The organism is Sphingobium sp. WR1, from assembly GCF_059693745.1.
The window spans coordinates 66019-88192 of record NZ_JCATID010000015.1; the positions used below are offsets into that span (position 1 = coordinate 66019).

Below are 22174 nucleotides of genomic sequence, written 5' to 3' on the forward strand. Positions count from 1 at the left end.
GTTCGCAATGAATCTGCCGGGCGCTTAGTCGCAGTGCCACTAACGGGAACGACGATGGATTTTTCACTCACCGAGGAACAGCAGGCGTTCAGGGACATTGTCCGCCGCTGGGTCGATGCGGAAGCGCCCAAGGACTGGATGCGCGCGCTGGAAGCCGACGAAGAAAATTATCCCTATGCGCTCTGGGACAAGATCGCCGAGCAGGGATTTTTCGGGATCGGCATTCCAGAGGAATATGACGGCCTGGGCGGCGACGTCATGATGCAAATGATCTTCGCCCGCGAATTCGCGCGGACGGCCGGCGGCCTGCTGTGGGTTTGGGGCCTCACATCTTTCGGCGGGGCGAAGACGATCGGCGCGGTCGGCACGGAGGAGCAGAAGAATCGCTGGCTGCGCCCCATGGCGCAGGGCAAGCTGCGCGTCTCGCTGTCGATGACCGAACCCGACGGCGGCACCGACGTTTTGGGCGCGATGAAGACCCATGCCGAAAAGGTCGACGGCGGCTGGAAGATGAACGGCGCCAAGATGTGGACCACGGGGGCAAAGGCGGCCGACAGGCTGCTCGTCCTCGCCCGCACCGATAAAAATGCCGAGAAGAAGCATCATGGCCTCACCATGTTCTTCGTCGACGCCAAATCGCCCGGCATCACCGCCTCGCTCCTGCCCAAGCTAGGCATGCGCGCCATGGGATCGTGCGAGGTTCATTATGAGGATGTCTTCGTTCCCGACGAGGACGTACTGGGTGAGCCTGGACAGGCTTGGTATGCGATGTTGCCCACACTCAATAATGAGCGGATCATGGTGGGCGCGCAATGTCTGGGCGCGATCGACGGGGTGCTGGAAGACGCGCTGGAATATATGCTGCAACGCAAGGCGTTCGGCGGCATTATCGGCCGCTTCCAGATTTTGCAGCATTATGTCGCAGATATCGCGACATGGCAGAAGCTGACCGAGCTGTTGCTTTACAACGTCGCCTGGATGCAGAGCAACGGCATGCCGTGCGGAACCGAGGCCAATATGCTCAAGATGGTCGCCACGGAGAATGCCGTGAAGGCCGCGGACCTTGGCATCCAGATATTGGGCGGCATGGGCTATTCGGCGGAAACCGACATGCAGCGTTACTGGCGCGACCATCGCATCCTGCGGATGACGCCGATCAGCAACGAAATGGTGCGCAACACAATTGCCGAGAGCCTCGGCCTGCCGCGTTCTTTCTAAGGACAGACCATGAGCGATCTTGACGATCTCCCCCCTGCTCCCGACGCCGCCGGCACATCGCTCGATGGCGACAAGGTCTTCACCATCACGGCGGAAGAGAATGCCGCCCTGTGCCGGTCGACCGGCGTCGAACCAGCCACCGACGGTAGCGCTCATCCCATCTACTATTATATCGCCACCCAGGTCGCCATGGGCAAGACGGTGGCAGGCGTCTGCGAAGCGTGTGAATTCGATGTCGAGGATGGCCCGATGATGGGCAGCAGCGGCGTACGGTTCGATGCGCCGCTGAAGGTGGGCGAAAGCTACAAGGTAACAGGGGAGATACTCAGCCTGGTCCGCAAACGCAGCCGCAAGCTGGGCGTCATGGACGTGCTGACCTATCGCCTCCGCCTGCACCTGCTTGATGGAACGCAGGTGCTGGAAACCGATAATGTGTGGGTATTGCCCCGCAAGGAGTTCGCCGCATGAGCCATGCCGTCGGAGACACGCTGCCGCCCTTCACGATCGAGAGCGTTAGCCCGCAAGCCATGAAGCAGTGGGCGGGGTTCCTCGCCGATCCCAATCCCATCCATCTCGATGTCGAGGTGGTGAAGGCCAAGGGTCTGGGTGACCGGGTCATCAACCAGGGTCCGATCAACGTCGCCTATATGATGAACATGCTGATGCGCGCCTTCCCGGGCGGGCGGATCAAATCGATGGATTCGCGCTTTCTGGACAATGTCTATGGCGGCGACCGAGCGGTGGTGACGGGCAGGATCGCGGCGATCGAAGGCGATACGGTGACCTGCGAATTCTCGCTGGATGTCGATGGCCGCGGCACGGTCAATTCGGGCACGGCGACGGTGGAAATTTAAAAGATCAGAGGAGAATATCAATGCCTAGCGGACCTTTTGCCCATGTGTGCATGGTCGTGCGCGATCTGGACAAGGCTATCGAGGATTGGACCAAGATCCTGCGCGTGCTCGATCCTGCGTCGCTGGAAGAGCGCCTCGTCAAATATGATGAATTTTCCAGCGGCGACGACGCCGGTATGAAGTGGGCGACCTTCGTCAACAATGGCGGCACGGAAATCCAGTTCATTCAACCGGCCCCTGGCACCCCCATGGGCGATCGCCTCGAGAAAGTGGGCGAGCATGTCCACCACCTCTGCTACGCGACCGACGACGTGCCGGGCGCGATGGAAAAGCTGAAGGCGGAAGGGCTGCACCTGCCCGGCGGCGGCCAGACCTTCAACGATCCGGACATGACCTGGCAGAAATGGAGCTGGGTCGGCCACAAGAGCACGCACGGCGCGCTGATCGAGGTCGCTTCGCCCTATGAGAGCCGTAACGACGGCAAGTGGCACCATGCACCCGGCAAATTCGCCTATAAGGGTCCCGGCGAGCATCCGTCATTCGCGGAAATCGTTCCGCCGGTCGCCGCTGAGTAATGCAGGCGCCCGGCATGACTGTTCCCACGCGGATAAGCGTGCCGGGTGACGGGCTGGAGATGGTTGCGGACGCCTATGGCGACCCTACCGCGCCGCCCGTCTGCTTCTTCCATGGCGGCGGCCAGAGCCGCCGATCCTGGGCCGGGTCTGCCAGGCGGGTGGCGCAGGCGGGCTATTACGGGCTGACCTTCGATCTGCGCGGCCACGGCGACAGCGGATGGGCCGCCGACGGCGACTATCTGCTGGAAGCCTATGGTCGCGATGTCGAGTCCATCATCCAGGCCTTCGACAGGCCGATCGCGCTGGTGGGGGCCTCGCGCGGTGGCCAATCCGCGCTGGTCGGTGGGTCGCGCCGTGCCGATCTGGTGCGCCTTATCATGCTCGCCGACGTCGCGCCCTATATGGTGGATGACGGCGTTGATGACATTCGTGGCTTTTTCCGCGCCAGCGACTCCGGTTTTGCGTCGCTGGAGGAAGCGGCCGACGCCCTCCACGCCCATCTCGGGCAGCCCCGCCTGCCTGACGTGTCGGGCCTGGCCAAATCGATGCGCGAAGCGGATGGACGCCTGTTCTGGCACTGGGATCCCCGCACGACAGCGCCGGAATTTCTGCATCCCCCGTCGGAAGGGGAAGCGCTCATCGCCGCGGCCCGCCGCGCGCAATCGCCTCTCGTGCTTGTGAAAGCAGAGCTGAGCGAGATCGTCTCGGACGAAAGCGTTCGGCAGTTTCGGGCGCTCGCCCCGCAACTGCAGGTCGAAATCGCCCATGGCGTCGGCCATATGTTCACCGGCGACCGCAATGACGCCTTTGCCGATCGCCTGCTTCACCACCTGGCACTTCATCTGCCGCTATGACGAAAGGCGCGGCCTTCGTTGTCGGCGGAACCGGCGGGCTTGGCAGCGCGATCTGCCGACGCCTGTCGACCGAATGGGATCAGCTCGCCATCGGCTATCGGTCCAGCCGGGACAAGGCGTTGGCGGTTGCGGCATCCCTGCCGAACCGTTCTTGCGAGACGCTGTCCGTCGCCTGCGATCTTTCCGATCGCGCCTCGATAGAGACCTGCATCCGCAGGACGGTCGAGCAATTCGGCGCCATCGGCACGATGGTCTTCGCCAGCGGGGTCGACATAGCCCAGCCCTTCGTCAGCCAGATCAGCGAGGAGCAATGGCGTGAAGTCATCGAGATCGAACTGGTCGGCTTCACCCGTATCGTGTCCGCCACCCTGCCATATTTCCGCGCCCAGGGGTTCGGCAATTTCGTCACCGTCGTTTCAGTCGCGAATTACTGCTTCCCACCCGGCGACGCCCTGTCCTCCGTGCCCAAGGCCGGGATGGAAGCGCTGGGCCGCGCCATCGCCAAGGAGGAAGGCCGTTACGGCATCAGGGCGAACATGGTCGCTCCGGGAATCATCGACGCCGGGCTTGGCGCAGAGTTCCTCACATCGCTCTATTCGCCGGAAATCTGGGAAACGCAGCGCAAACGCATTGCCCTGCAACGCTTCGGCAGCGGCGAGGATATTGCCGAGGCCGTGGCCTTCCTGGCTTCGGCCAAAGCGCAATATATGACTGGCCAGACCCTGATCGTCGATGGCGGCTTCAGCCTCTGAAATCGGCGGCTGCGCTCAACCCAGTCGCCGCTGCGCCGCGACGCCATCGCCCCAATTGTGAATGCGCTCCCAGAAGCGGACGCGGGTGGGCGCGAAATTATGCATGTGCGCCATGCGGGGACAAATGAAGAGCTGGATGTCTTCCGCGCTTTTATAGGCCCGGGGCTCGCCCAATGGATCCGGGACAACGTCGCGCTCGCCCACCGCGATCAGCACGGGGACGCGTACGACCGCTGCTTCGAGCACCACCGCGCCCGGCGCGACCATATATACGCCGCAGGGCGGCGTGGTCGCCGAACGCCATTCGGGCAGCGGATCGACCAGTCCCGCGGACGCCATCATGTCGAGCGTGACGATGTCCGCAGGCTCGTCATCATGGTGGAAGGACCATTGGAAAGGATGCTCGCCTGCCCTTGCCGCCGCCTGGAGCGCTTCGGCGTCGCCCAGCTTCACGCCCGGCGCTTGAGCCAGCGCCGCCGCGTTCAGGACATGCGGCGCATCGAGCGATGAACGGCGCGAAATCCAGGGCCACGCGGCGGGCGGCTGGCCCGGCCGGGTCGGCACGACAGTATGGACGCCGCTATAGCCCAGCACGCCGATGCCGTGGAATGTCTGGTGATTGCCCTGCGCGACGACCGTGAAGCATCCGCCCATCGACTGGCCTATGCCAAGGCATGTGGCGTCGACGATCGGGTCCAGTCCATCGACGAGCGTGCCCGCTTCCAGCCGGGCCATGACCTGGCGCACCATCGCGTCATTGGCCGCCGCGATATTGTCGAGATTGAGGGCATTGCCTTCCGGGATAGTGGACTCGCCAAATCCCAGATGATCGCAGGCGATGAAAATCCACCCGCGATCGCAATGGAAACCCGCTTCCCCGCCGCCCGACCCGTCCGGCATGTCGAAGCTGTAATAGCGCCGGCAATAGCCCCCACCGGGAAATGCGAAACAGACGGTCGTGGGATTGGCCAATGCCGTCATATCCGGAAGATGAACCGTGATCGCCACATGGGCGGCCATGTCGAGGGCCGCCGCCTCGCTGACATCGATCTTCAGTTCGACCGAGCGCTTCATGCCCTTGCGCATCCTTCCATTCCAAACACCGACGCCCTCCTTCGCCGAACCGGCGCGCCCTCGCCGCGCCGGTTCGGCCTGTCGGTCACTTATAGGGGTCGACGGGCTGGGGAACGTTGATGACTTCCAGATCCTTCAGCATCGTCAGCACGTCGGAGATCGAATAGATGTGATCGATCTTGTCGCCCCGGAAACGCAGCCAAGAGAACCACAGGACGTTAAGGTCGTTCCCGGTGGGCTGGACGCCCATATAGGGGCCGCCGGTATGCTTGCCATGATGATGGCACAGCACGCAGATCTCGTCCTCGCCGCGTCCCCAGGCCTTCAGCGTGCGATAGATGCTGGGCGGGAAGGTCTTGTAGAGGCCCTGCGGCGAGGTCTTCCACACATGATAGGTGCCAAGGTCGGGCCGGTTCGGGTTGTCGTAGGTCATCGTGTCGGTATTGAAGAATGCGTCCATTCCATCCCAATCGCCGCGATTGATGACCTCATGCAGGTCCATCCAGTGATTGACCATGAACGCCTGCCGCTCGGTCAGCCCGGCTGTGATGTCTGCCCGCTTCTCCTTGGACAGGACGAAATCGGCTTCCGTGAACGGGGCGAGGCCCATAATAGTCTCCTTGATCAAAAAACGGTCCGCGGGATCGATCCCGAGGGCTGTGGTTTCTTCCCCCTAGCCACCGCGCTCGGCACCTACCTAATGGAAGGCGGCGAACCTCCTCCCCTGTGCAAGCAGCGATTCTATAGAATGACGTGAGACGGAGGAGAGGCCATGACACTGACCCTGCAGGAGATGTCGGACCGGTTCGAAATTCAGGACCTGATCGTAGGCTATTGCTATGCGGTGGATACGCGCGACTGGGACGCGTTGGACCGCTATTTTACCGATGACGCGGTGATCGACTATTCCGAAATGGTGGGCGTCGTCGGAAGCCTTGCGGACATCAAGGCATTTCTCTCGGCAAGCCTGACGCCAATTCTCGCCTTTCAACATGCCGTGTCCACCACCCAATATCAAATCGCGGGCGACCGGGCGCAGACCAAAACCGCCTGCTACAATCCGATGACGGTCAGCAATGGCGAAACGACCGATACTTTGGTCTTCGGCCTTTGGTATCATCACGACTTCGTCCGCACCGCGCAGGGCTGGAAGATCAGCCGCCTCTACGAACAGAAATGCTATCGGATGAATGTGCCGGACTGGCTGGCGGCCCAATTGCCCGCCTGAATTCCTGCCACGCCTTTCCGCATTCCGAGGGGGAGCTCGATGCGCCGCTTTCTGAACATGCTGTTTGTTCTGCTTCTGCTTCTCGCAGGTCTGTCGCTGCTCTGGCTGGGCGGGCAGCTCGCACTGCTCGGCGGGTCGATCTGGTATTGCGTGTCCGGCCTCGTCATGACGGTCACCGCGTTTCTCGGCTGGCGCCGTTCGCCGCTCTCGATCACCCTCTATTGGGCCTTTCTCGTCGCCAATCTGGGTTGGTCGCTCTGGGAAGTCGGACTGGACGGCTGGGCGCTGGCGCCTCGCTTGGCCATGCCGGTCGCCATGGGCCTGTACATGCTCACGCCCTTTTATCGGCAGCATGTCGGTCTTGGCCGCCCCCTGGCCGGCGGCCGCGTCCTGTGGCCGGCTCTTCTCCTGCTCCTCATGGGTGGGATCGGCGGCGCTTTCTGGGCGGATCGTTCGTCCCCAGCGGCCAGCGCGCACTGGGGAACGGGACCGGCAAGCCCGGCCGACGGCGACTGGGTCGCCTATGGCAACGACCGGGGCGGGTCGCGCTACTCGCCATTGGCCCAGATCACGCCCGCGAATGTCGGCAATCTCGAAAGGGCATGGACCTACCACACCGGCAAGCTGACAGATGGCAAGCAGGGCACTGCCTTTCAGGTCAACCCCCTGAAGGTGGGCAATCGCCTTTTCCTGTGCGCGGGCAATAATGATGTGATCGCGCTCGATCCCGAAACGGGCCGGCAATTATGGCGGCACCAGCCCAAGGCCGATCTCGCCGGCGTCTATGGCCTCGTCTGCCGCGGCGTCACCTATTATCGCGTCCCACAAGCCCATGGCTATTGCGCTGAACGCATCTACACCGCGACGCTCGACGCGCGGCTGATCGCGCTCGACGCCGCCTCCGGCAGGCTATGCCCCAGCTTCGGTAAGAGCGGCCAGGTCGATCTGAAAGCGGGACTGGGCACGGTCGATAAGGGCTATTATTTCGTCACCTCGCCCCCCGCCCTCGTTCGCGGCCGCCTCGTTCTGGGCGGCTGGGTGATGGACGGTCAGAAAATCAGGGAGCCTTCAGGCGTGATCCGGGCGTTCGATGCCGTCACGGGCGATTTTTCCTGGGCCTTCGACATCGGCCGCCCCGACGATCACGGCCCGCCGCCGCCCGGCGGCGTCTTTACGCCGGGCACACCCAATAGCTGGGCGCCGATGAGTTCGGAAGACAGGCTGGGCCTCGTCTATGTGCCGACAGGAAACGCGACGCCGGACTATTTCGGCGGACATCGCACCGCGAATGACGATCGCTATTCCAGCGCCGTGCTGGCGCTCGACGCGGAAAGCGGGGCGGTGCGCTGGTCCTTCCAGACGACCCATCATGACCTTTGGGACTATGACGTGCCTGCCCAGCCCACGCTGGTCGACCTGCCCGGCGGCGTGCGCGGCCTGCTCCAGCCGACCAAGCGCGGAGAAATTTTCTTCCTCGACCGGGCGACTGGCAGGCCCATTCTGCCGGTGGAGGAACGCCCCGTCCCGCAGGGCGCCGTTCCCGGCGAACGCCTTTCCAAAACCCAGCCTTATTCGGTTGGCATGCCCAGTTTCGGCGGTCCGCGCCCTACGGAAAAGGGAATGTGGGGCCTGACGCCGATCGACCAGGCGATGTGCCGCATCCGCTTCCGCCAGGCCCGCTTCGACGGGGACATGACCCCGCTGTCGACCGAACATCCAACCCTCACCTGGCCCGGCTATCTGGGCGGCATCGACTGGGGCGGCGTATCGGTCGATCCCCGGCGCGGCCTGATGATCGTCAACAACAATCAGGTCGGCAATTATAACCGCCTGATCCCTCGCGCCGTTGCGGACCGGCAGGGCATCAGGCCGATGACCGCCGCCCATATGAGCGATGTCGGCGGCCCCGTCGCCCAGATGGGCGTCGCCTATGCCGCCCATATCGCGCCGTTCCTCTCCCCGCTCGCCATTCCGTGCCAGCAGCCCCCCTATGGCCGCATCAACGCGGTCGACCTGAAAACAGGGAAGCTGGTGTGGAGCCGACTGTTCGGCACCTCGCGCGACAGCGGCCCGCTGGCCCTGCCGACCTTCGTGCCGATCCCCATGGGCGTGCCCAATATCGGCGGATCGGTCGCGACCGCGAGCGGCCTCACCTTCATCGGCGCGACCCAGGAGCATATGTTCCGCGCCTATGAAACCACCACCGGGCGGCTGCTGTGGAAGGCGCGCTTGCCGGCGGGTGGCAACGCCTCCCCCACCACCTACTGGTCGAATGCCAGCGGGCGACAGTTCGTGGTCATCGCAGCGGGCGGACACGGCGCCATGCTGTCAGGTGCGAGCGACGCGTTGATCGCCTATGCCCTGCCTAAGCCATAGCGGGGAGCGAGAAACGGGCCCCCGGCACCAGCCAAGTAAACGCGACGAGTCGCGGGTAGATGCCGCCCAATCCTATCCTTTGGCGGGCAAGATTGGCCTAAGGGGCTTTATGTTTCTTCGGGAAACAAGGGGAGAAAAACATGTCTGCACATGGCAGTCTGGTGAGACGCTTGCCCGTCGGCGCCGACGATGAACGCGCGATCAAACATGTGCTGCTGCGTTACGCCACCGGCATAGACACGCGGGACTGGCCGCTTTTCCGGACCTGCTTCGCCCAGGATTGCGAGACCGATTATGGCAGCTTCGGACATTGGCGCGGGCCGCGCGAAATCGCCGAATATATGGCCGATGCGCACCGCCACATGGGGCCGACGCTGCACCGCATCACCAATATCGTGATAGAGAAGCGCGACGACCAAGTGCACGCGCGCAGCTATGTCGACGCAATCCTGCCGGAGGCGGCCCAAGGCGGCGTCACCCATCGCGCGTCCGGCTATTATGACGATTGCCTGGTCCGCACATCGGACGGCTGGAAGATTTCCCGTCGGAAATTCACCATGGTCAAGGCGGGGCTGGATGACTGAATTCAACCGTCAGGTCCTGTTGACGTCGCGTCCGGCGGGAATCGCGCAGGCGGAAAATTTCGCGATCGGGCATGCGCCGATCCAACAGCCTGCGCCGGGCCAGATCCTGGTGCGGAATCATTATCTCTCGATCGAACCCGCCATGCGCGGCTGGATCGCCGATGCAGGCAATTACGCGGCGCCCGTCGCCATCGGTTCGGTCATGCGCAGCCTTGCCTCGGGCGAGGTCGCGGCCTCCGCACATCCCGACTATACTGTCGGTGAGCATGTATCCGGCTGGTTCGGCTGGCAGGACTATGCCTGCGTCGCAGCCGATCAGGTCGTGCAGCGCACCACCGCGGCCGAGATGCGGGCATCGCTGGGCATTCTGGGCATCAACGGCATGACGGCCTATCTCGCGCTCACACTGGTCGGCCAGCCCTGCGCGGGCGAGACCATCGCGGTATCGACGGCGGCCGGCGCCGTCGGTTCGGCTGTCGGCCAGATCGCCCGCATCCTGGGTTGCCGCACGATCGGAATCGCGGGCGGGCCGACCAAGGTGCGGCGCTGCGTGGAGGAATATGGCTATGACCACGCCGTCGATTATCATGCCGGGTATGTGGAGGCAGCGATCGCCGAGCACGCGCCCGAGGGCATCGACATCTATTTCGACAATGTCGCAGGGGCGATCAGCGATTCGGTTCTGCCGCATCTGGCCCAACGTGCGCGCGTCATAGTGTGCGGAACGGCATCGATCGACCGCTGGGATCCATGGCCGATGGGGCCGCGCGTCGAACGGCATCTGCTGGTCAAGCGCGCCCGCATGGAGGGCTTCGTCATCTTCGACCATCTCGATCGCTATGCCGAAGCGACGGCGCAATTGCGGACATGGATCGCGCAGGGCCACCTCACATGGCGCGAGGACATACTGGAGGGGATCGAGGCCTGCCCCGACGCACTCGCCGGTCTTTATCGCGGCGAAAATGACGGCAAGCGGCTCATCCGTCTCGTCTGATCTGGGAAGAGGACACAACGTCATGGAGTCTCTGGAAGGGCAAATCGCCATCGTTACCGGCGCATCGTCGGGCATTGGCGCTGCCAGCGCCCGTGCGCTTGCTGAAGCGGGCGCAACCCTGGTGCTGGTCGCCCGCCGCACCGACCGCCTCACCGCACTGGCCGATGAACTGGGCCGTGGCAGCACGGTCTACGCAGCCGATATGGCGGATCCTGACGCGCCGCAAAGGCTGCATGATTTCGTCTTGGGTCGCTTCGGCCGGGCTGACATATTGGTCAACAATGCCGGTATGCTGCATGCCGCGCCGATCGACGCATTCGACCTCGACCAACTCCGCCCTATGATCGCGATCAACTATGAGGCAGTGGTGCGCGCCAGCACCCTTTTCGCGCGGACAATGAAGGCGGCCGGAAGAGGGCAGATCATCAACATATCCAGCATCGGCGCGAACATCACCGCCCCCGGCGTGGGCGTCTATGGCGGCCTCAAGCGCGCGCTGGAGGCCTTTACCGACTGTCTTCGTGTCGAGCTTGCCGGATCGGGCGTCAAGGTAGGGATCGTCGCGCCGGGCACGACCAGCACCGAGATTTTCGAGGATATGAAGGCCAGGGGGCAACCGTCCTGGGACAGCTTCATCCCGCCGATGCAACCCCGCGACATTGCCGAAGCCGTCGCCGTGATCGCGCAACAGTCCGAACGCACCAACATCGCCCGCATCCAGGTCTATGCCGCAGCGGACAGTCATTGACGCCCCGGCCCGTGCCGGAGCGTCCTGTCATCAGTCAAGCGTGGCGTAGGCGTCCAGCCGGAACGGATTGACCGCGCCGCCATCGCGCATCTTCGCCACCCATTGCGCGTCCATCAGGAGGGCGCGGCCGACCGCGATCAGGTCGAATTCGCCCCGCGCCATCCTGTCGGCCACCAGCGCCAGATTGTCGGTCATGACGGTAGGCTGCGCGAAGGAGGATTGCAGATCCTTGCTGAGGCCCACGCCGCCGACCGCTATGGTCGGCTTGCCAGTCAGCTTCCTGATCCAACCCGCCAGCCCCACGTCGGAACCCTCGAAGGCCGGCGCCGTCAAAATGCGGGTGCTGGCGTCGAATATATCCACCCCCGCCTCAACGAGCGGAGCGAGCATCGCTTCCAGTTCTGCCGGCGTCTCCGCATTGCGCGCATCATAATCCTGCAGCTTCCACTGGGAGAAGCGGAAGATGACCGGAAAGTCGGGCGCGGTCACGGCCCGGATCGCCCGCATCAGTTCGACCGCGAAGCGCGCGCGCTCAGCGATCCCGCCGCCCCAGCGGTCGTCCCGCACATTGGTATGGCGCCACAGGAAACTGTCGATCAGATAGCCATGCGCGCCATGCAGGGCCACGCCATCGAAGCCCACCGCCTTCGCATTGGCCGCGCTGCGGGCGAAGGCGGCGATCAGGTCGCCGATCTCGCTGTCGGTCAGCGGGGCGGTGGGCGCGCGCACCTGTTCCAGATAGTCGGGAGAGACCATCGCCTTGTCGGTCGGCCCCCAAATGCCCGAGGGACGCGCCGAGGGCGCATCGGGATGATAGCCCGTGCCCGGCACGCGTATGACGCCCTGATGCCACAGCTGAGGGATGATGAGGCCGCCCGCCGCATGCACGCCGTCCACGATGGTGCGCCAGCGCGCGAGCGCTTCGTCGCCATGCAGGACGGGCGAAGCGCCACCCCCCATTGTTTCACGTCCCACGGCGGCGGGATGGTCCACGCCCACCCCTTCGGTAATGATCAGGCCCACATCGGCTTCGGCCCGTCGTCGATAATAGCCCGCCACGCCGTCCGAGGGGATGCCGCCCGGCGAGAAATTGCGCGTCATCGGCGCCATCACGAACCGATTGCGCAGGTGCAGCGAGCCCATCGTGAACGGTGTGTATAAAATCTCGGCCTGCCCCATCAAAGCGATCCACTCCTCTGCCTGTCAAACGTCCGTGCCTCAGGGGACGGGCACCGAAAACCTATCCTGTGACAGGACATCCGCACCCAGGCCCCGCGCATGCTCGGGTCGACTCAGGCGGCTTCGACGGCAAGGGCGGACTGCGGACAGGCCTCAGCGCCTTCCCGGGCCTGCTCCTCCAGTCCTTCGGGAACGATTTCGTCGTCAACATACACGATGCCATTGGCGTCAAGCTTGTACACTTGGGGGCAAATTTCGGCGCACACGCCATAACCGCAGCATGCCGCCTTATCGATCACCACTTTCAGTTTCTGGCTCATCCTGCCTCTCCTTCTTCTTGGCCACACATTACAGCTTGAACAGATTTAGTTCAATATGTATAACACGACTCAATCAAGGAAATTCTCCAGGAGAGCAAGATGCTGCACAATGCCGGGCTGACGCTGAGCGACGGAACGACGCTTGACGATCTCATCAACCGCGACATGAACGAGGTGTCGCTGCGCGTGATGAATGACAAGGAGCTGTATGAGCTGGAGATGGAGCGCGTGTTCGCCCGCACCTGGCTCCTCCTTGGCCATGAGTCGGAAATTCCCAAGGCCGGCGACTATGTCATGCGCGACATGGCCGAAGACAATGTGATCGTCTCGCGCGACCGCAGCGGCGAAATCCACGTCATGCTGAACGTCTGCCCCCATCGCGGCATGAAGGTCTGCACGGCCGAAGCGGGCAATGCCCACGCTCATCGCTGCATTTACCATGGCTGGGCCTTCCGCGCGGACGGCAGCTTCATCGGCGCACCGATCGAAAAGGAGCAGATGCACGGCAACAAGCGCTCCAAGGACGAACTGGGACTGAAGAAGGCCCGCGTCCACCTCTATGGCGGCCTGATCTTCGCTACCTGGAACAAGGATTTGTCGTTCGAGGATTATCTGGGCGACGCCAAATTCTATCTCGATCAGCTTTTCTGCCGTACGGACAACGGCCTTGAGATGCTTGGCCCGCCGCAGCGTTTCGTGCTGCCGTGCAACTGGAAGATTCCCGGCGAACAGTCCGGATCAGACGGCTTCCATACCCTGACCCTGCATCGTTCGCTGATGGAAGGCGGCATCATGGGGGGCACGGCCGAGTCGATCTATGACACCGCGCCGGGCATGTATGGCGTCGACCTTTCGGTGCCGCAGGGTCACACGCTGCGTTGCCTGGAGGCGGCGCAGACCTTCAAGATGTTCGCCGACGTCAGCTTCGAAGGAAAAACGACGGAGGAACGGCTCCATCTGCTGCCGCCACCGGGCATCACCAAGGAATTGATCCCGCAGCTGTTCAAGAATCTGTCGGAGGACCAGGTCAAGCAGTTGGCCAACATCCCGCCCCAGGTCGGCGGCATGTTCCCGAACATTCTGATAGCCTTCATCTTCGCCCCCCGCACGGATGGCGGCGCGTCGGGCGCTCTGTCGCTGCACACCTATGTGCCGAGGGGGCCGGACAAGGTGGAGTTCGTGAACTTCATCTTCGCGGAAAAGGATGCGCCGGAAGAGGTGAAGCGCGACATGCTCCAGAACGCCATCTGGTCGACCGGCACGTCGGGCACGATCGAGCAGGACGATGCCGACACCTGGCCGCAGATCATGCGCAACTCGCGTGGTCATATGAGCAAGACCGTCACGCTCAAATATCAGGCGCTGCACGGCCATGAGCGTCCCGAAGGATGGGTCGGCGGGGGCGATCTCTATCCCGGCTTCACCAAGGACGACACGCAATGGGCCTGGTGGATGGCCTATTACAATCTGATGGCCGAAGCCTGAGCCGTCGCGACGAGAGAGGACAGATATCATGGTGAACTACGCGACCGCCGCCATCGACAAGACCAGCGTGCTGCGCGGTCTTGTCTCCACCAAGCGGGTGCCGCTCGGGTCGGAAGTCTATAACCGCCTGCTCGAAACCCTCTATGACGAAGCCGCCGCGCTCGACGAACGCCGGTTCGACGACTGGGTGGCCTATCTGGAACAGGATCTGAGCTACACCGCTCCCCTCCGCCTCACCCGCAACGGCCCGAACAAGGACCGCGACGTGGTGCGCACGATGAAGCATTTCGACGAGAATTACGGTTCGATCCTGATGCGGACCGGTCGCCTGGCGAAGAGCGCCTGGGCCGAAGATCCACCATCCCGCACGCGCCGCTTCGTCACCAATGTCCGCATCGCCGAGAGCGAAACGGCTGGCGAATACGAGGTGGTGAGCTACCTCTATGTCGAGCGCAGCCGCCTGGACAATCCGGATAACGAGACGATCAGCGCCGAACGCCGCGACATCTGGCGGCTGGTCGACGGTGCTTACAAGCTGGCCAGCCGTGAAATCATCGTCGACCAGTCGACGCTGGGCATGTCCAACTTCGCCATCTTCCTCTGACCGGAGCGGCTTAAGTGACGGGAACCCCGCATATCGTGGTCGTCGGCAGCGGCCTTGCCGGCTATGGCGTTCTGCGTGAGCTTCGTAAGCTTGCGCCGGACGCCCGGCTAACGCTGGTCACGCAGGATGACGGGCATTTCTACTCCAAGCCCGCTTTGTCGACCGCACTCGCCAAGGGCAAGGTTGCCGATACGCTGATCACCACGCCGGCGGAAAAGATGGTCGCGCAGTTGAAGCTCGACCTTCGGGCCGGCCGTATCGTCGAAGCGATCGACCGGCAGGACAAGGCCGTCCTGACGACCGGCGGGCCGATCTTCTACGATCGGCTGGTGCTGGCGTTAGGCGCCGATCCGGTTCGCCCGCCGATCGATGGGGACGCCGCGCACCGCGCGCTCGCGGTCAACAATCTGGACAATTATCGCGATTTTCGCGAGGCCCTGCCAGGTGGCGCGCGCGTGCTAGTCATGGGCGGCGGCCTTGTCGGCACCGAATTTGCCAACGATCTGTCCGCAAGCGGCTATCAGCCGGTGGTCGTCGACATGCTCGGCCATCCCCTCGCCCAACTCGTGCCGCCGGGCGTTGGTCAGATGATCCGCGACGCCCTGTCCGAAAAGGGCGTGGAATGGCATCTGGGCCGCAAGGTTCTGGCCATCCACAAGGGTGAAAAGGGGATCAGAGCCGAACTGGACGACGGCCTGGTGATCGAGGCGGCGGCTGTTCTGTCCGCCGTCGGGTTGCGCCCGCATATCGCGCTTGCGCAGGAGGCCGGGCTGGAGGTCGCGCGCGGCATCAAGGTCGATCAGACCGGCCGCACCAGCGATCCCGCCATTTATGCCATCGGCGATTGCGCCGAATATCCGCAGGGACTGGCGGCCTATGTCACCCCGATCATGGCAGCGGCCCGCGCCATCGCGCCCAGTGCGTTGGGCACGCCGACGGACATCCGCTTCCCGCCGCTGTCGGTCCAGGTCAAGACCACCGCCTATCCCGTCGTCCTGCTGCCCGCGCCTGTCGGCGTGGACGGGCAATGGCAGGAAGTCGCCAATGACGAGCGCGGACTGAAATATCATTATAAAGACGCGGACGGAACGATCCGCGGCTATGTTTTCACGAAAGACTATTGCCAGGACCGCATGGACATGGACCGTGCCCTGAGTGAGCAGATGACAGGAGTGGCAGCGTGACGGTATTGGTGAAGGACAAGGTCGCAATCGTCACGGGCGGCGCGAAGGGGCTGGGTTACGGGATTTCCCGCTGCCTTGCACAGGCGGGCGCGCATCTCCTGATCACCGGCCGGGATGGGGCCGCCGCTGAAACGGTCGCCGCGGAAATCACGCAAAGCTTCGGCGTCCGCGCCGTCGGCATGTCCGCCGACATGGGCGTCAAGACCGAAGTAGAGGCGATGATCGAGCGCGCCGTCAGCGAATTTGGCGGGCTGGACATATTGGTCAACAACGCGTCGCAGCTTTCGCCCAACGTCCTCCTCGAACAGAAGACGGACGAGATGCTCCAGCGGACGCTGGAGATCGGCACCTGGGGCAGCTGGTGGGCCATGCGCGCCGCCTTCCCGCATATGAAGGCGCGCGGCGGCGGTTCAATCATCAACTTCTATTCGATCGACGCTCAGACCGGCGCCTGGCTCCACGCCGACTATAATATGAACAAGGGTGCGATCCTGGGGCTTACCCGGACCGCCGCGGTCGAATGGGGACGCTTCAACATCCGCACCAACGCCATCGCGCCGACCGGTATGGGGCAGGTGTTTGCAGACCTCGCGGAAAACGTCCCCGGCTTCCTTGAGATGGCGACAGCCAGCAACCCGCTCAAACGCGCGGGCGATCCCGAAAAGGACATCGGCCCGGTCGTCCTGTTCCTGGCGTCCGAGATGTCGCGCTTCGTCAATGGCGAGCTGATCAATGTGGATGGCGGTCAGCATCTACCGGGCTATGTCAGCGTTCCGCACAACCTTGCCGAGATGGAAGCCCAGACATGAAATTGATGCCGCACACCGACTGGAGTGAAATTGTCGCGACGGATCAGTCCGGCAGCGTCCAGAAGATCATGGACGGCACTTTGCGCGCGATCAACTCCATCGGCGCGCGGCGCCTGTCGATGAGGGACATCAGCGAAAGCAGCGGCGTTTCGCGCGGCACGCTCTACCGTTATTTCGCGTCCAAGGAAGAAGTGCTGGCGGCCTTTAGCGAATATGTTTGCAGCAGCTTTGAAAAAGGCATTGTGGAATCGGGCGAAGGCATCGCCGAACCGATCGAGCGCTTTCGCGCGGTGATGCGCTTTTACGGCCGCTTTACGATCGAGCGTTCGCCCGAAGGCATTTTCGAGGTCGAACCTGCCTTCCATCTCAATTTCCTGCGCAGTCATTTCGGCCGCCACAAGGCCGCCGTCCAGCGTGCGCTAGCGCCCGTCTTCGACCATTTCGACAGCCTGATCGGCCAGCGGATCAACCGGGACGCCTTCTGCGACACCATGGTCCGCCTGCAACTGAGCACGCTCATCATTCCCGCCACCCCGGATTGGCTGGCCATCTGGAACAGCGCCCCCGATCGATTGTGCGACTGGGCATTGCAGATCGCCGGACACCATAGCGAACATGAGAAAGGATGAACTGATGGCTACTGCCCCCAAGGTGGATAATGAGATCCAGTGCGGTTTTGCCGAAAAGGCTGTCGCTGACGCGATGGTGGAAAAGGCGCGCAGCTTGCGCGCTTTCCTGCAGGGCGAAGCGCCCGAGGGCGAAAAGCGGCGCAGCCCCACGCCCGCTGTCGACAAAATGCTGAAGGAAGAAGGCTTCCTGCGCATGCTGCTGCCGCAACGGCTGGGCGGCATGGGCCTTTCCCCGACAGATTTCTGCCGGGTGCAGATGGAAATCGCCAAGGGCGATCCGGCGATCAGCTGGGTGATCCAGATCATCAACGGCACAAGCTGGATCACCAGCCTTGCGCCCGACGGCGTGCAGGACGCTGTGTTCGGCGACGGTCCCCAGCCGGTCTGTGGCGCCTACAACCCGCCCGGCAAGGCCCGCAAGGTTGACGGCGGCTGGATCATCAACGGCTCATGGCCTTATATGTCCGGGTCGCGGCAGTCGAACTGGGCGCAACAGGGCGTCGTGCTGGAGGGGTATGACGGCCCGGTCGTTCCGGGCATCAGCATGTGCTATCTGCCGATGGACAGCATGACCATCCAGGACACATGGTTCGTTTCCGGCATGCAGGGCACCGGCTCCGACACGGCGGTCGCCAAGGATGTATTCATTCCCGAAGCCCAGATGGTGCTGATGGATGAACGCGCCGGCCAGATCGACCGGACCAAGCGCCATTTCGGCGCGCCCTCCGATCTGCTGCCCGCCGTCCCGGTCGTCCGCACCACGGGCATCGCTCAGTTGATCGGCGCGGTCGAGGCCATGTTGGAGATCGTCACCGCCGAGGCTCCCAAAAAGCCGGTGCTGACGACGATTATCGGCCCGCGCACCAAGTCAGGCGCCTATATGCGCGATCTGGGCGAGGCGGCGGCGATGATCGACACCGCAAAGCTGATCCTGTTCGACCTGACTGCCAAGCTGGATCGCGTCGGTCTGGGCGAAGAATTCACCCTGGCGGAAAAGGCGAAGCAGCGCGCAGGCGGCGCGCAGATGATCGAACTGGTTCATGGCGCCAGCGAGTCGCTGATGTTCCAGGCCGGTTCTTCGGGCTTCGCACTGGACAAGCCGATCAACCGCTACTGGCGGGACATTTCGATGGCGCTGCGGCACATCCAGAATATCCCGACCATCGGCTATGAAATCTATGGCCGGAACCTGACCGGCGCCGATCCGATCTCTCCGCCGGGCGCCTATTGAGGTCGAAAAAAGGGTCGCCCCTTTCCCAGTGGGCGACCCTCTCTTTTCCGCGGCTAGGCCGCATCCATCACTACCATAGGGGAATGCCATGCGGGCCGCCCTGATCGACAGCGATGGCGGCTTCGCGCTGGCCGATCATCCCGAACCGACCGCGCAGCCCGGCCATCGCGTCATCGACGTCGCGGCCGCCGGAATCGGACCCACGGACCTCATGCGCGCGAAGGGCTTTTTCGGTCCCGTCGATGCGCCCTATGTGCCCGGCGGCGAGGGTGTCGGGCATCTGGATGATGGAAGCCGCGTCTACTTCGGGCATAGCAGGCCGCCCTTCGGCGCGATCGCGGAACGCACGCTTGTGGCCGAGGAGGAAATCTGGCCTGCTCCAGACGGCCTTTCCGACGACCAGCTGATTGCCCTCGCCATCTCCGGCACCGGCGCGCTGATCCCTCTGGAAGAGGCGCGGATCGCGAAGGGCGAGTCCGTCCTCATTCTCGGCGCGACCGGCCCTGTCGGGCAGATCGGCGCGCAGGTCGCCCGGCTGCTGGGCGCGGGCCGCGTCGTGGCGGCGGCGCGCGGCCGCGAACGGCTGGAGGCCATGCAGGCCGCCGGTCATGCCGATGCGATCGCCCTGTTGGGCGAGGGCGATGACGAGGCGGCGCTGAAAGCGGTCTCGGAAGGCGGCTATGACGTCGTGCTCGACATCATCTATGGTCCACCCGCGCAAGCGGCAATGCGCGCCACGCGGCCCGGCGCGCGCATGACGAGCATCGGCGTGCAGGCCGGACCAACGGTCACGCTGTCCCTGCGCGATCTCGTCTTCCGCAGCCATATCGGCGTCGGCACCGGACAACGGCCGGCCAGCGAGCGCCGCGCCGCCTATGACCGGCTGATCGCCATGGCGATGACACAGGGCCTGACCGTCGACACGCGCCGCTATGCCTTTGCCGATGCCGCCGACGCCTGGGCGGCGCAGGCCGGCAGTCCCCATGGCAAGATCGTCATCACCCGCTGATCCCATGAGGACTCCCGCCTATATCGATCCCACCGCCCGCCTGTTCGGCGATGTGCGGCTGGGCGACGATTGCAGCCTCTGGCCCTATGCCGTCGTCCGTTCCGAACGGGCCTATGTTTCGATCGGGCGCTGCGCCAGCGTGCAGGACCATGCGATGGTCCATATCGGCTGGGATGATCCCACGATCATCGGCGACTATTGCACCATCGGCCATCGCGCGGTGGTCCATGGCTGCATCATCGAACCTGCCTGCCTGATCGGCATCGGCGCGACCATCATGGAACGCTGCGTCATAGGGCGCGGCTCGATCGTCGCCGGACACAGTTTCCTGCCGCCAGACAGCGTGATTCCACCCCATTCGCTTGTCATGGGCACGCCCGGCCGTGTTGTCCGCCGCATCGACAAGCTGCGCGCGAACATCGTCGATGCGTTGCTCTATCGGGACAATGGGCGCGCTTATGCCACAGGGGCGCATCGCATCTGGGAGCATGCCGACATGGCGAAGCTGGGTGACGAAGCCGATGCTATTCTTGCACGCGAAGCTGCAGGCTGGGATGACCGGGGCATCGGCGAAGCCACCACAGGATAAGAGAGCGATCATGCCGGACACGACCGATATTGCCAGAGACGCCATGCTGGACCTGCTGTTCCGCGACGCTCGCACCCATAATCAATGGAGCGCCCGGCCGGTTACGGACGAGACCGTCCGAAGCCTGTACGATCTCGCCAAATGGGGGCCTACGACGGCAAACAGCAATCCGGGCCGCTTCGTCTTCGTCCGCTCGGAGGCCGCGAAGGCGCGCCTCAAACCCCATCTGAGCGCGGGCAATGTGGACAAGGTGATGCAGGCGCCCTGCACCGTGATCATTGCAGGCGATACCCGGTTCTACGAATTTTACGACAAACTTTTCCCCTCCCACGACATGCGCAGCACGTTCGAGGGCAAGGACGCGCTGATCGCGGACACTGTGGCGCGTTCTTCGACACTGCAAGGCGCCTATCTCATCATGGCGGCGCGGGCGCTAGGCCTGGATTGCGGCCCGATGTCCGGCTTCGATCAGGCTGGCACCGATGCGGAATTTTTCCCGGACGGCCGGTGGAAGAGCAATTTCCTGTGCAATATCGGCTATGGCGACCCGACCGGGCTCTTTCCCCGCAACCCCCGGCTCGATTTCGAAGAGGCCTGTCTCGACCTCTGATGTCGGGCGAGGCGTCCGCCACAAGGCGAACGCCTCCCGCCATTCAGCTTGCGGGCGTCCACACCAGCGGCAGCGCGACCGGCTGGATCATCCCGAGATGGCATTCCACCTGATGGCCGGGCGCGATGCGGAAGTCGGGAATGCGGGCGAGAAACTCCTCCATTGCGATCCGCAGCTCGCGCCGCGCCAGATGCATGCCGACGCAGGTATGGATGCCGAAGCCGAAACCGACATGCCGTGGCCGCCGGTCGAGCCGAACCTCGGCAGGCGCGTCGAACTCGGCCGGATCACGGCCGGCGAGCGTGGTCGACATCGCCACCTTGTCGCCGGGCATGAAGCGGATGCCGGCCACTTCGGTTTCCTTCTTGCAGGTTCTGAAGGTGGTCACCGCGCCATAAGCCCGCATCAGCTCATCTATGGCGTGCGGGATTTCCGACGGATTGGCGCGCAGAAAGGTCTGATCCTGCGGATGGCTGCCCAGATGCCGGAAATGCAGGCCCATATTGGTCGAAACCGTGTCCAGACCGCCAATGAACAGATTGAACATGAAGCCCAGCAGTTCGTCGTCGGTCAGCGCCCGGCCATTGATCTGTCCCTTTACGCCGAAACTGATGAGGTCTTCGCGTGGATTGGCCCGCCTGTCCTCGATCTCTCCGCCCAGATAGGCAAGCACGCTACGCGTCGCCTCCGCGATCTTGGACAGGTCATGATTGTGGAGCAGGTTCATTTCCCATTCCATGAACTCGCTCATCCGATCGTGCGGCAGGCCCATCAGTTCCATGAACACCTTGATGGGGAATTCAAAGGCAAAATCGCCCATGAATTCGCACTGGCCGCGCGGGGCGAAGGCATCGATATATTCCACCGCATAGAGCCGGATCTTGTCTTCCAGCGCCGCCATCGCCTTGGGTGTGAAGGCCGGGTTGACCATCTGGCGAAAAGGCCCGTGGGCAGGCGGGTCGAGTTCCGCTGGCGAGTTGATCCAGTTCCCCCCCACCAGCTTGGAGAAAGGCGAAAAGTCGGTCGAGGAGAAATGATCGGTGTCGAGATATATCTCGCGCAGATGCGCCATGCGGCGCGGCACCCAGGCGGGCGTGCCCCCCGGATAGGCGTGGGTGGCGTAGATGATGTCAGGCCCCTCATGCACCTGCATCGCCAGATCGTCGAACGGATCCTCTGTCGTCGTCATGCCGAAGATGAAGGGGAAATCCTGGCTCACCAGTTCGGGCGGCACATGATCGGGGATCGGTTGCTCGGGAAACATCATC

At 63.5% G+C, this 22174-nt stretch carries 25 protein-coding genes; 20 read left to right on the forward strand and 5 right to left on the reverse strand.

The window, feature by feature from the left end:
- The first annotated feature begins 54 nt into the window (after positions 1-54).
- Genes AC58EF_RS17160 through AC58EF_RS17185 form a run of 6 tightly spaced genes read left to right on the forward strand, consistent with a single transcriptional unit; the run spans position 55 to position 4253 of the window.
- Complete coding sequence (locus tag AC58EF_RS17160; RefSeq protein WP_009823755.1) at positions 55-1218, forward strand: acyl-CoA dehydrogenase family protein; 1164 nt, start codon at positions 55-57, stop codon at positions 1216-1218.
- Positions 1219-1227: 9 nt separating this feature from the next.
- Positions 1228-1686 (forward strand): hypothetical protein, encoded by a 459-nt coding sequence (locus AC58EF_RS17165; RefSeq protein ID WP_062731397.1) that lies wholly within the window; start codon positions 1228-1230, stop codon positions 1684-1686.
- Positions 1683-2072 (forward strand): MaoC family dehydratase, encoded by a 390-nt coding sequence (locus AC58EF_RS17170; protein ID WP_062731398.1) that lies wholly within the window; start codon positions 1683-1685, stop codon positions 2070-2072. Before AC58EF_RS17165 ends, AC58EF_RS17170 begins: the two co-directional genes overlap by 4 nt.
- Before the next feature lie 20 nt (positions 2073-2092).
- Complete coding sequence (locus AC58EF_RS17175) at positions 2093-2647, forward strand: VOC family protein (protein WP_228227159.1); 555 nt, start codon at positions 2093-2095, stop codon at positions 2645-2647.
- A gap of 14 nt (positions 2648-2661) precedes the next feature.
- Positions 2662-3501: an alpha/beta fold hydrolase gene (locus AC58EF_RS17180; protein WP_497277580.1), complete on the forward strand. Its 840-nt coding sequence runs from the start codon at positions 2662-2664 to the stop codon at positions 3499-3501.
- Positions 3498-4253: an SDR family NAD(P)-dependent oxidoreductase gene (locus tag AC58EF_RS17185; protein ID WP_497277582.1), complete on the forward strand. Its 756-nt coding sequence runs from the start codon at positions 3498-3500 to the stop codon at positions 4251-4253. The genes AC58EF_RS17180 and AC58EF_RS17185 overlap by 4 nt, the downstream gene beginning before the upstream one ends.
- Positions 4254-4268: 15 nt before the next feature.
- On the opposite strand, the gene AC58EF_RS17190 is transcribed toward AC58EF_RS17185, so the two are convergent.
- Positions 4269-5339: an alpha/beta fold hydrolase gene (locus tag AC58EF_RS17190; RefSeq protein WP_497277583.1), complete on the reverse strand. Its 1071-nt coding sequence runs from the start codon at positions 5337-5339 to the stop codon at positions 4269-4271.
- Positions 5340-5412: 73 nt separating this feature from the next.
- Positions 5413-5937, reverse strand: coding sequence for an ester cyclase (locus AC58EF_RS17195; protein ID WP_009823762.1), 525 nt, complete (start codon positions 5935-5937; stop codon positions 5413-5415).
- A 162-nt stretch (positions 5938-6099) separates the two neighbouring features.
- Here AC58EF_RS17195 and AC58EF_RS17200 point away from each other — a divergent pair, with 162 nt between their 5' ends.
- From AC58EF_RS17200 to AC58EF_RS17220, 5 genes are all read left to right on the forward strand, one after another.
- Positions 6100-6555, forward strand: a complete 456-nt coding sequence (locus AC58EF_RS17200; RefSeq protein ID WP_009823763.1) for a nuclear transport factor 2 family protein — start codon at positions 6100-6102, stop codon at positions 6553-6555.
- Positions 6556-6594: 39 nt separating this feature from the next.
- Positions 6595-8931, forward strand: coding sequence for a membrane-bound PQQ-dependent dehydrogenase, glucose/quinate/shikimate family (locus AC58EF_RS17205; RefSeq protein ID WP_497277584.1), 2337 nt, complete (start codon positions 6595-6597; stop codon positions 8929-8931).
- Between the two features lie 140 nt (positions 8932-9071).
- Positions 9072-9515, forward strand: a complete 444-nt coding sequence (locus AC58EF_RS17210; RefSeq protein ID WP_009823765.1) for a nuclear transport factor 2 family protein — start codon at positions 9072-9074, stop codon at positions 9513-9515.
- On the forward strand, positions 9508-10509 hold the full coding sequence (locus AC58EF_RS17215) for an NADP-dependent oxidoreductase (RefSeq protein ID WP_497277586.1): 1002 nt from the start codon (positions 9508-9510) through the stop codon (positions 10507-10509). The genes AC58EF_RS17210 and AC58EF_RS17215 overlap by 8 nt, the downstream gene beginning before the upstream one ends.
- A gap of 22 nt (positions 10510-10531) precedes the next feature.
- Positions 10532-11257, forward strand: coding sequence for an SDR family oxidoreductase (locus AC58EF_RS17220; protein ID WP_497277587.1), 726 nt, complete (start codon positions 10532-10534; stop codon positions 11255-11257).
- 30 nt (positions 11258-11287) lie between these two features.
- On the opposite strand, the gene AC58EF_RS17225 is transcribed toward AC58EF_RS17220, so the two are convergent.
- Together AC58EF_RS17225 and AC58EF_RS17230 are read right to left on the reverse strand one after the other, a co-directional pair.
- Complete coding sequence (locus tag AC58EF_RS17225) at positions 11288-12436, reverse strand: NADH:flavin oxidoreductase (RefSeq protein ID WP_497277630.1); 1149 nt, start codon at positions 12434-12436, stop codon at positions 11288-11290.
- Positions 12437-12549: 113 nt separating this feature from the next.
- Positions 12550-12756: a ferredoxin gene (locus AC58EF_RS17230; RefSeq protein WP_497277588.1), complete on the reverse strand. Its 207-nt coding sequence runs from the start codon at positions 12754-12756 to the stop codon at positions 12550-12552.
- 99 nt (positions 12757-12855) lie between these two features.
- Between AC58EF_RS17230 and AC58EF_RS17235 the strand changes: the two genes are divergently transcribed.
- The 9 genes from AC58EF_RS17235 to AC58EF_RS17275 all read left to right on the forward strand — a co-directional run bounded on the left by AC58EF_RS17235 (position 12856) and on the right by AC58EF_RS17275 (position 20906).
- Positions 12856-14241 (forward strand): aromatic ring-hydroxylating dioxygenase subunit alpha, encoded by a 1386-nt coding sequence (locus AC58EF_RS17235; protein WP_497277589.1) that lies wholly within the window; start codon positions 12856-12858, stop codon positions 14239-14241.
- Positions 14242-14269: 28 nt separating this feature from the next.
- On the forward strand, positions 14270-14845 hold the full coding sequence (locus AC58EF_RS17240; protein WP_497277590.1) for an aromatic-ring-hydroxylating dioxygenase subunit beta: 576 nt from the start codon (positions 14270-14272) through the stop codon (positions 14843-14845).
- A gap of 14 nt (positions 14846-14859) precedes the next feature.
- Entirely contained in the window at positions 14860-16029 is a 1170-nt protein-coding gene (locus AC58EF_RS17245) for an NAD(P)/FAD-dependent oxidoreductase (RefSeq protein ID WP_497277591.1), read from the forward strand.
- On the forward strand, positions 16026-16838 hold the full coding sequence (locus AC58EF_RS17250; protein WP_497277592.1) for an SDR family NAD(P)-dependent oxidoreductase: 813 nt from the start codon (positions 16026-16028) through the stop codon (positions 16836-16838). Before AC58EF_RS17245 ends, AC58EF_RS17250 begins: the two co-directional genes overlap by 4 nt.
- Positions 16835-17467, forward strand: a complete 633-nt coding sequence (locus AC58EF_RS17255) for a TetR/AcrR family transcriptional regulator (RefSeq protein ID WP_497277593.1) — start codon at positions 16835-16837, stop codon at positions 17465-17467. The genes AC58EF_RS17250 and AC58EF_RS17255 overlap by 4 nt, the downstream gene beginning before the upstream one ends.
- A 4-nt stretch (positions 17468-17471) precedes the next feature.
- Positions 17472-18698, forward strand: coding sequence for an acyl-CoA dehydrogenase family protein (locus AC58EF_RS17260; RefSeq protein WP_232209477.1), 1227 nt, complete (start codon positions 17472-17474; stop codon positions 18696-18698).
- Positions 18699-18786: 88 nt separating this feature from the next.
- Positions 18787-19707 (forward strand): quinone oxidoreductase family protein, encoded by a 921-nt coding sequence (locus AC58EF_RS17265; RefSeq protein ID WP_062731407.1) that lies wholly within the window; start codon positions 18787-18789, stop codon positions 19705-19707.
- A gap of 4 nt (positions 19708-19711) precedes the next feature.
- Complete coding sequence (locus AC58EF_RS17270) at positions 19712-20296, forward strand: gamma carbonic anhydrase family protein (RefSeq protein WP_009823777.1); 585 nt, start codon at positions 19712-19714, stop codon at positions 20294-20296.
- 10 nt (positions 20297-20306) lie between these two features.
- On the forward strand, positions 20307-20906 hold the full coding sequence (locus AC58EF_RS17275) for a malonic semialdehyde reductase (RefSeq protein ID WP_497277594.1): 600 nt from the start codon (positions 20307-20309) through the stop codon (positions 20904-20906).
- 43 nt (positions 20907-20949) lie between these two features.
- Here the strand turns inward: AC58EF_RS17275 and AC58EF_RS17280 are convergent, their stop codons facing one another.
- Positions 20950-22173 carry a cytochrome P450 gene (locus AC58EF_RS17280; protein ID WP_497277596.1) on the reverse strand — a complete coding sequence of 408 codons (1224 nt, stop codon included), beginning with the start codon at positions 22171-22173 and terminating at the stop codon, positions 20950-20952.
- Position 22174 lies beyond the last annotated feature (1 nt).

Bases quoted from the DNA above. Each gene is read 5' to 3' on its own strand.
- AC58EF_RS17160 (WP_009823755.1), top strand. From the start codon at position 55: ATGGATTTTTCACTCACCGAGGAACAGCAGGCGTTCAGGGACATTGTC.
- AC58EF_RS17165 (WP_062731397.1), top strand. From the start codon at position 1,228: ATGAGCGATCTTGACGATCTCCCCCCTGCTCCCGACGCCGCCGGCACA.
- AC58EF_RS17170 (WP_062731398.1), top strand. From the start codon at position 1,683: ATGAGCCATGCCGTCGGAGACACGCTGCCGCCCTTCACGATCGAGAGC.
- AC58EF_RS17175 (WP_228227159.1), top strand. From the start codon at position 2,093: ATGCCTAGCGGACCTTTTGCCCATGTGTGCATGGTCGTGCGCGATCTG.
- AC58EF_RS17180 (WP_497277580.1), top strand. From the start codon at position 2,662: ATGACTGTTCCCACGCGGATAAGCGTGCCGGGTGACGGGCTGGAGATG.
- AC58EF_RS17185 (WP_497277582.1), top strand. From the start codon at position 3,498: ATGACGAAAGGCGCGGCCTTCGTTGTCGGCGGAACCGGCGGGCTTGGC.
- AC58EF_RS17190 (WP_497277583.1), bottom strand. From the start codon at position 5,339: ATGCGCAAGGGCATGAAGCGCTCGGTCGAACTGAAGATCGATGTCAGC.
- AC58EF_RS17195 (WP_009823762.1), bottom strand. From the start codon at position 5,937: ATGGGCCTCGCCCCGTTCACGGAAGCCGATTTCGTCCTGTCCAAGGAG.
- AC58EF_RS17200 (WP_009823763.1), top strand. From the start codon at position 6,100: ATGACACTGACCCTGCAGGAGATGTCGGACCGGTTCGAAATTCAGGAC.
- AC58EF_RS17205 (WP_497277584.1), top strand. From the start codon at position 6,595: ATGCGCCGCTTTCTGAACATGCTGTTTGTTCTGCTTCTGCTTCTCGCA.
- AC58EF_RS17210 (WP_009823765.1), top strand. From the start codon at position 9,072: ATGTCTGCACATGGCAGTCTGGTGAGACGCTTGCCCGTCGGCGCCGAC.
- AC58EF_RS17215 (WP_497277586.1), top strand. From the start codon at position 9,508: ATGACTGAATTCAACCGTCAGGTCCTGTTGACGTCGCGTCCGGCGGGA.
- AC58EF_RS17220 (WP_497277587.1), top strand. From the start codon at position 10,532: ATGGAGTCTCTGGAAGGGCAAATCGCCATCGTTACCGGCGCATCGTCG.
- AC58EF_RS17225 (WP_497277630.1), bottom strand. From the start codon at position 12,436: ATGGGGCAGGCCGAGATTTTATACACACCGTTCACGATGGGCTCGCTG.
- AC58EF_RS17230 (WP_497277588.1), bottom strand. From the start codon at position 12,756: ATGAGCCAGAAACTGAAAGTGGTGATCGATAAGGCGGCATGCTGCGGT.
- AC58EF_RS17235 (WP_497277589.1), top strand. From the start codon at position 12,856: ATGCTGCACAATGCCGGGCTGACGCTGAGCGACGGAACGACGCTTGAC.
- AC58EF_RS17240 (WP_497277590.1), top strand. From the start codon at position 14,270: ATGGTGAACTACGCGACCGCCGCCATCGACAAGACCAGCGTGCTGCGC.
- AC58EF_RS17255 (WP_497277593.1), top strand. From the start codon at position 16,835: ATGAAATTGATGCCGCACACCGACTGGAGTGAAATTGTCGCGACGGAT.
- AC58EF_RS17260 (WP_232209477.1), top strand. From the start codon at position 17,472: ATGGCTACTGCCCCCAAGGTGGATAATGAGATCCAGTGCGGTTTTGCC.
- AC58EF_RS17265 (WP_062731407.1), top strand. From the start codon at position 18,787: ATGCGGGCCGCCCTGATCGACAGCGATGGCGGCTTCGCGCTGGCCGAT.
- AC58EF_RS17270 (WP_009823777.1), top strand. From the start codon at position 19,712: ATGAGGACTCCCGCCTATATCGATCCCACCGCCCGCCTGTTCGGCGAT.
- AC58EF_RS17275 (WP_497277594.1), top strand. From the start codon at position 20,307: ATGCCGGACACGACCGATATTGCCAGAGACGCCATGCTGGACCTGCTG.
- AC58EF_RS17280 (WP_497277596.1), bottom strand. From the start codon at position 22,173: ATGATGTTTCCCGAGCAACCGATCCCCGATCATGTGCCGCCCGAACTG.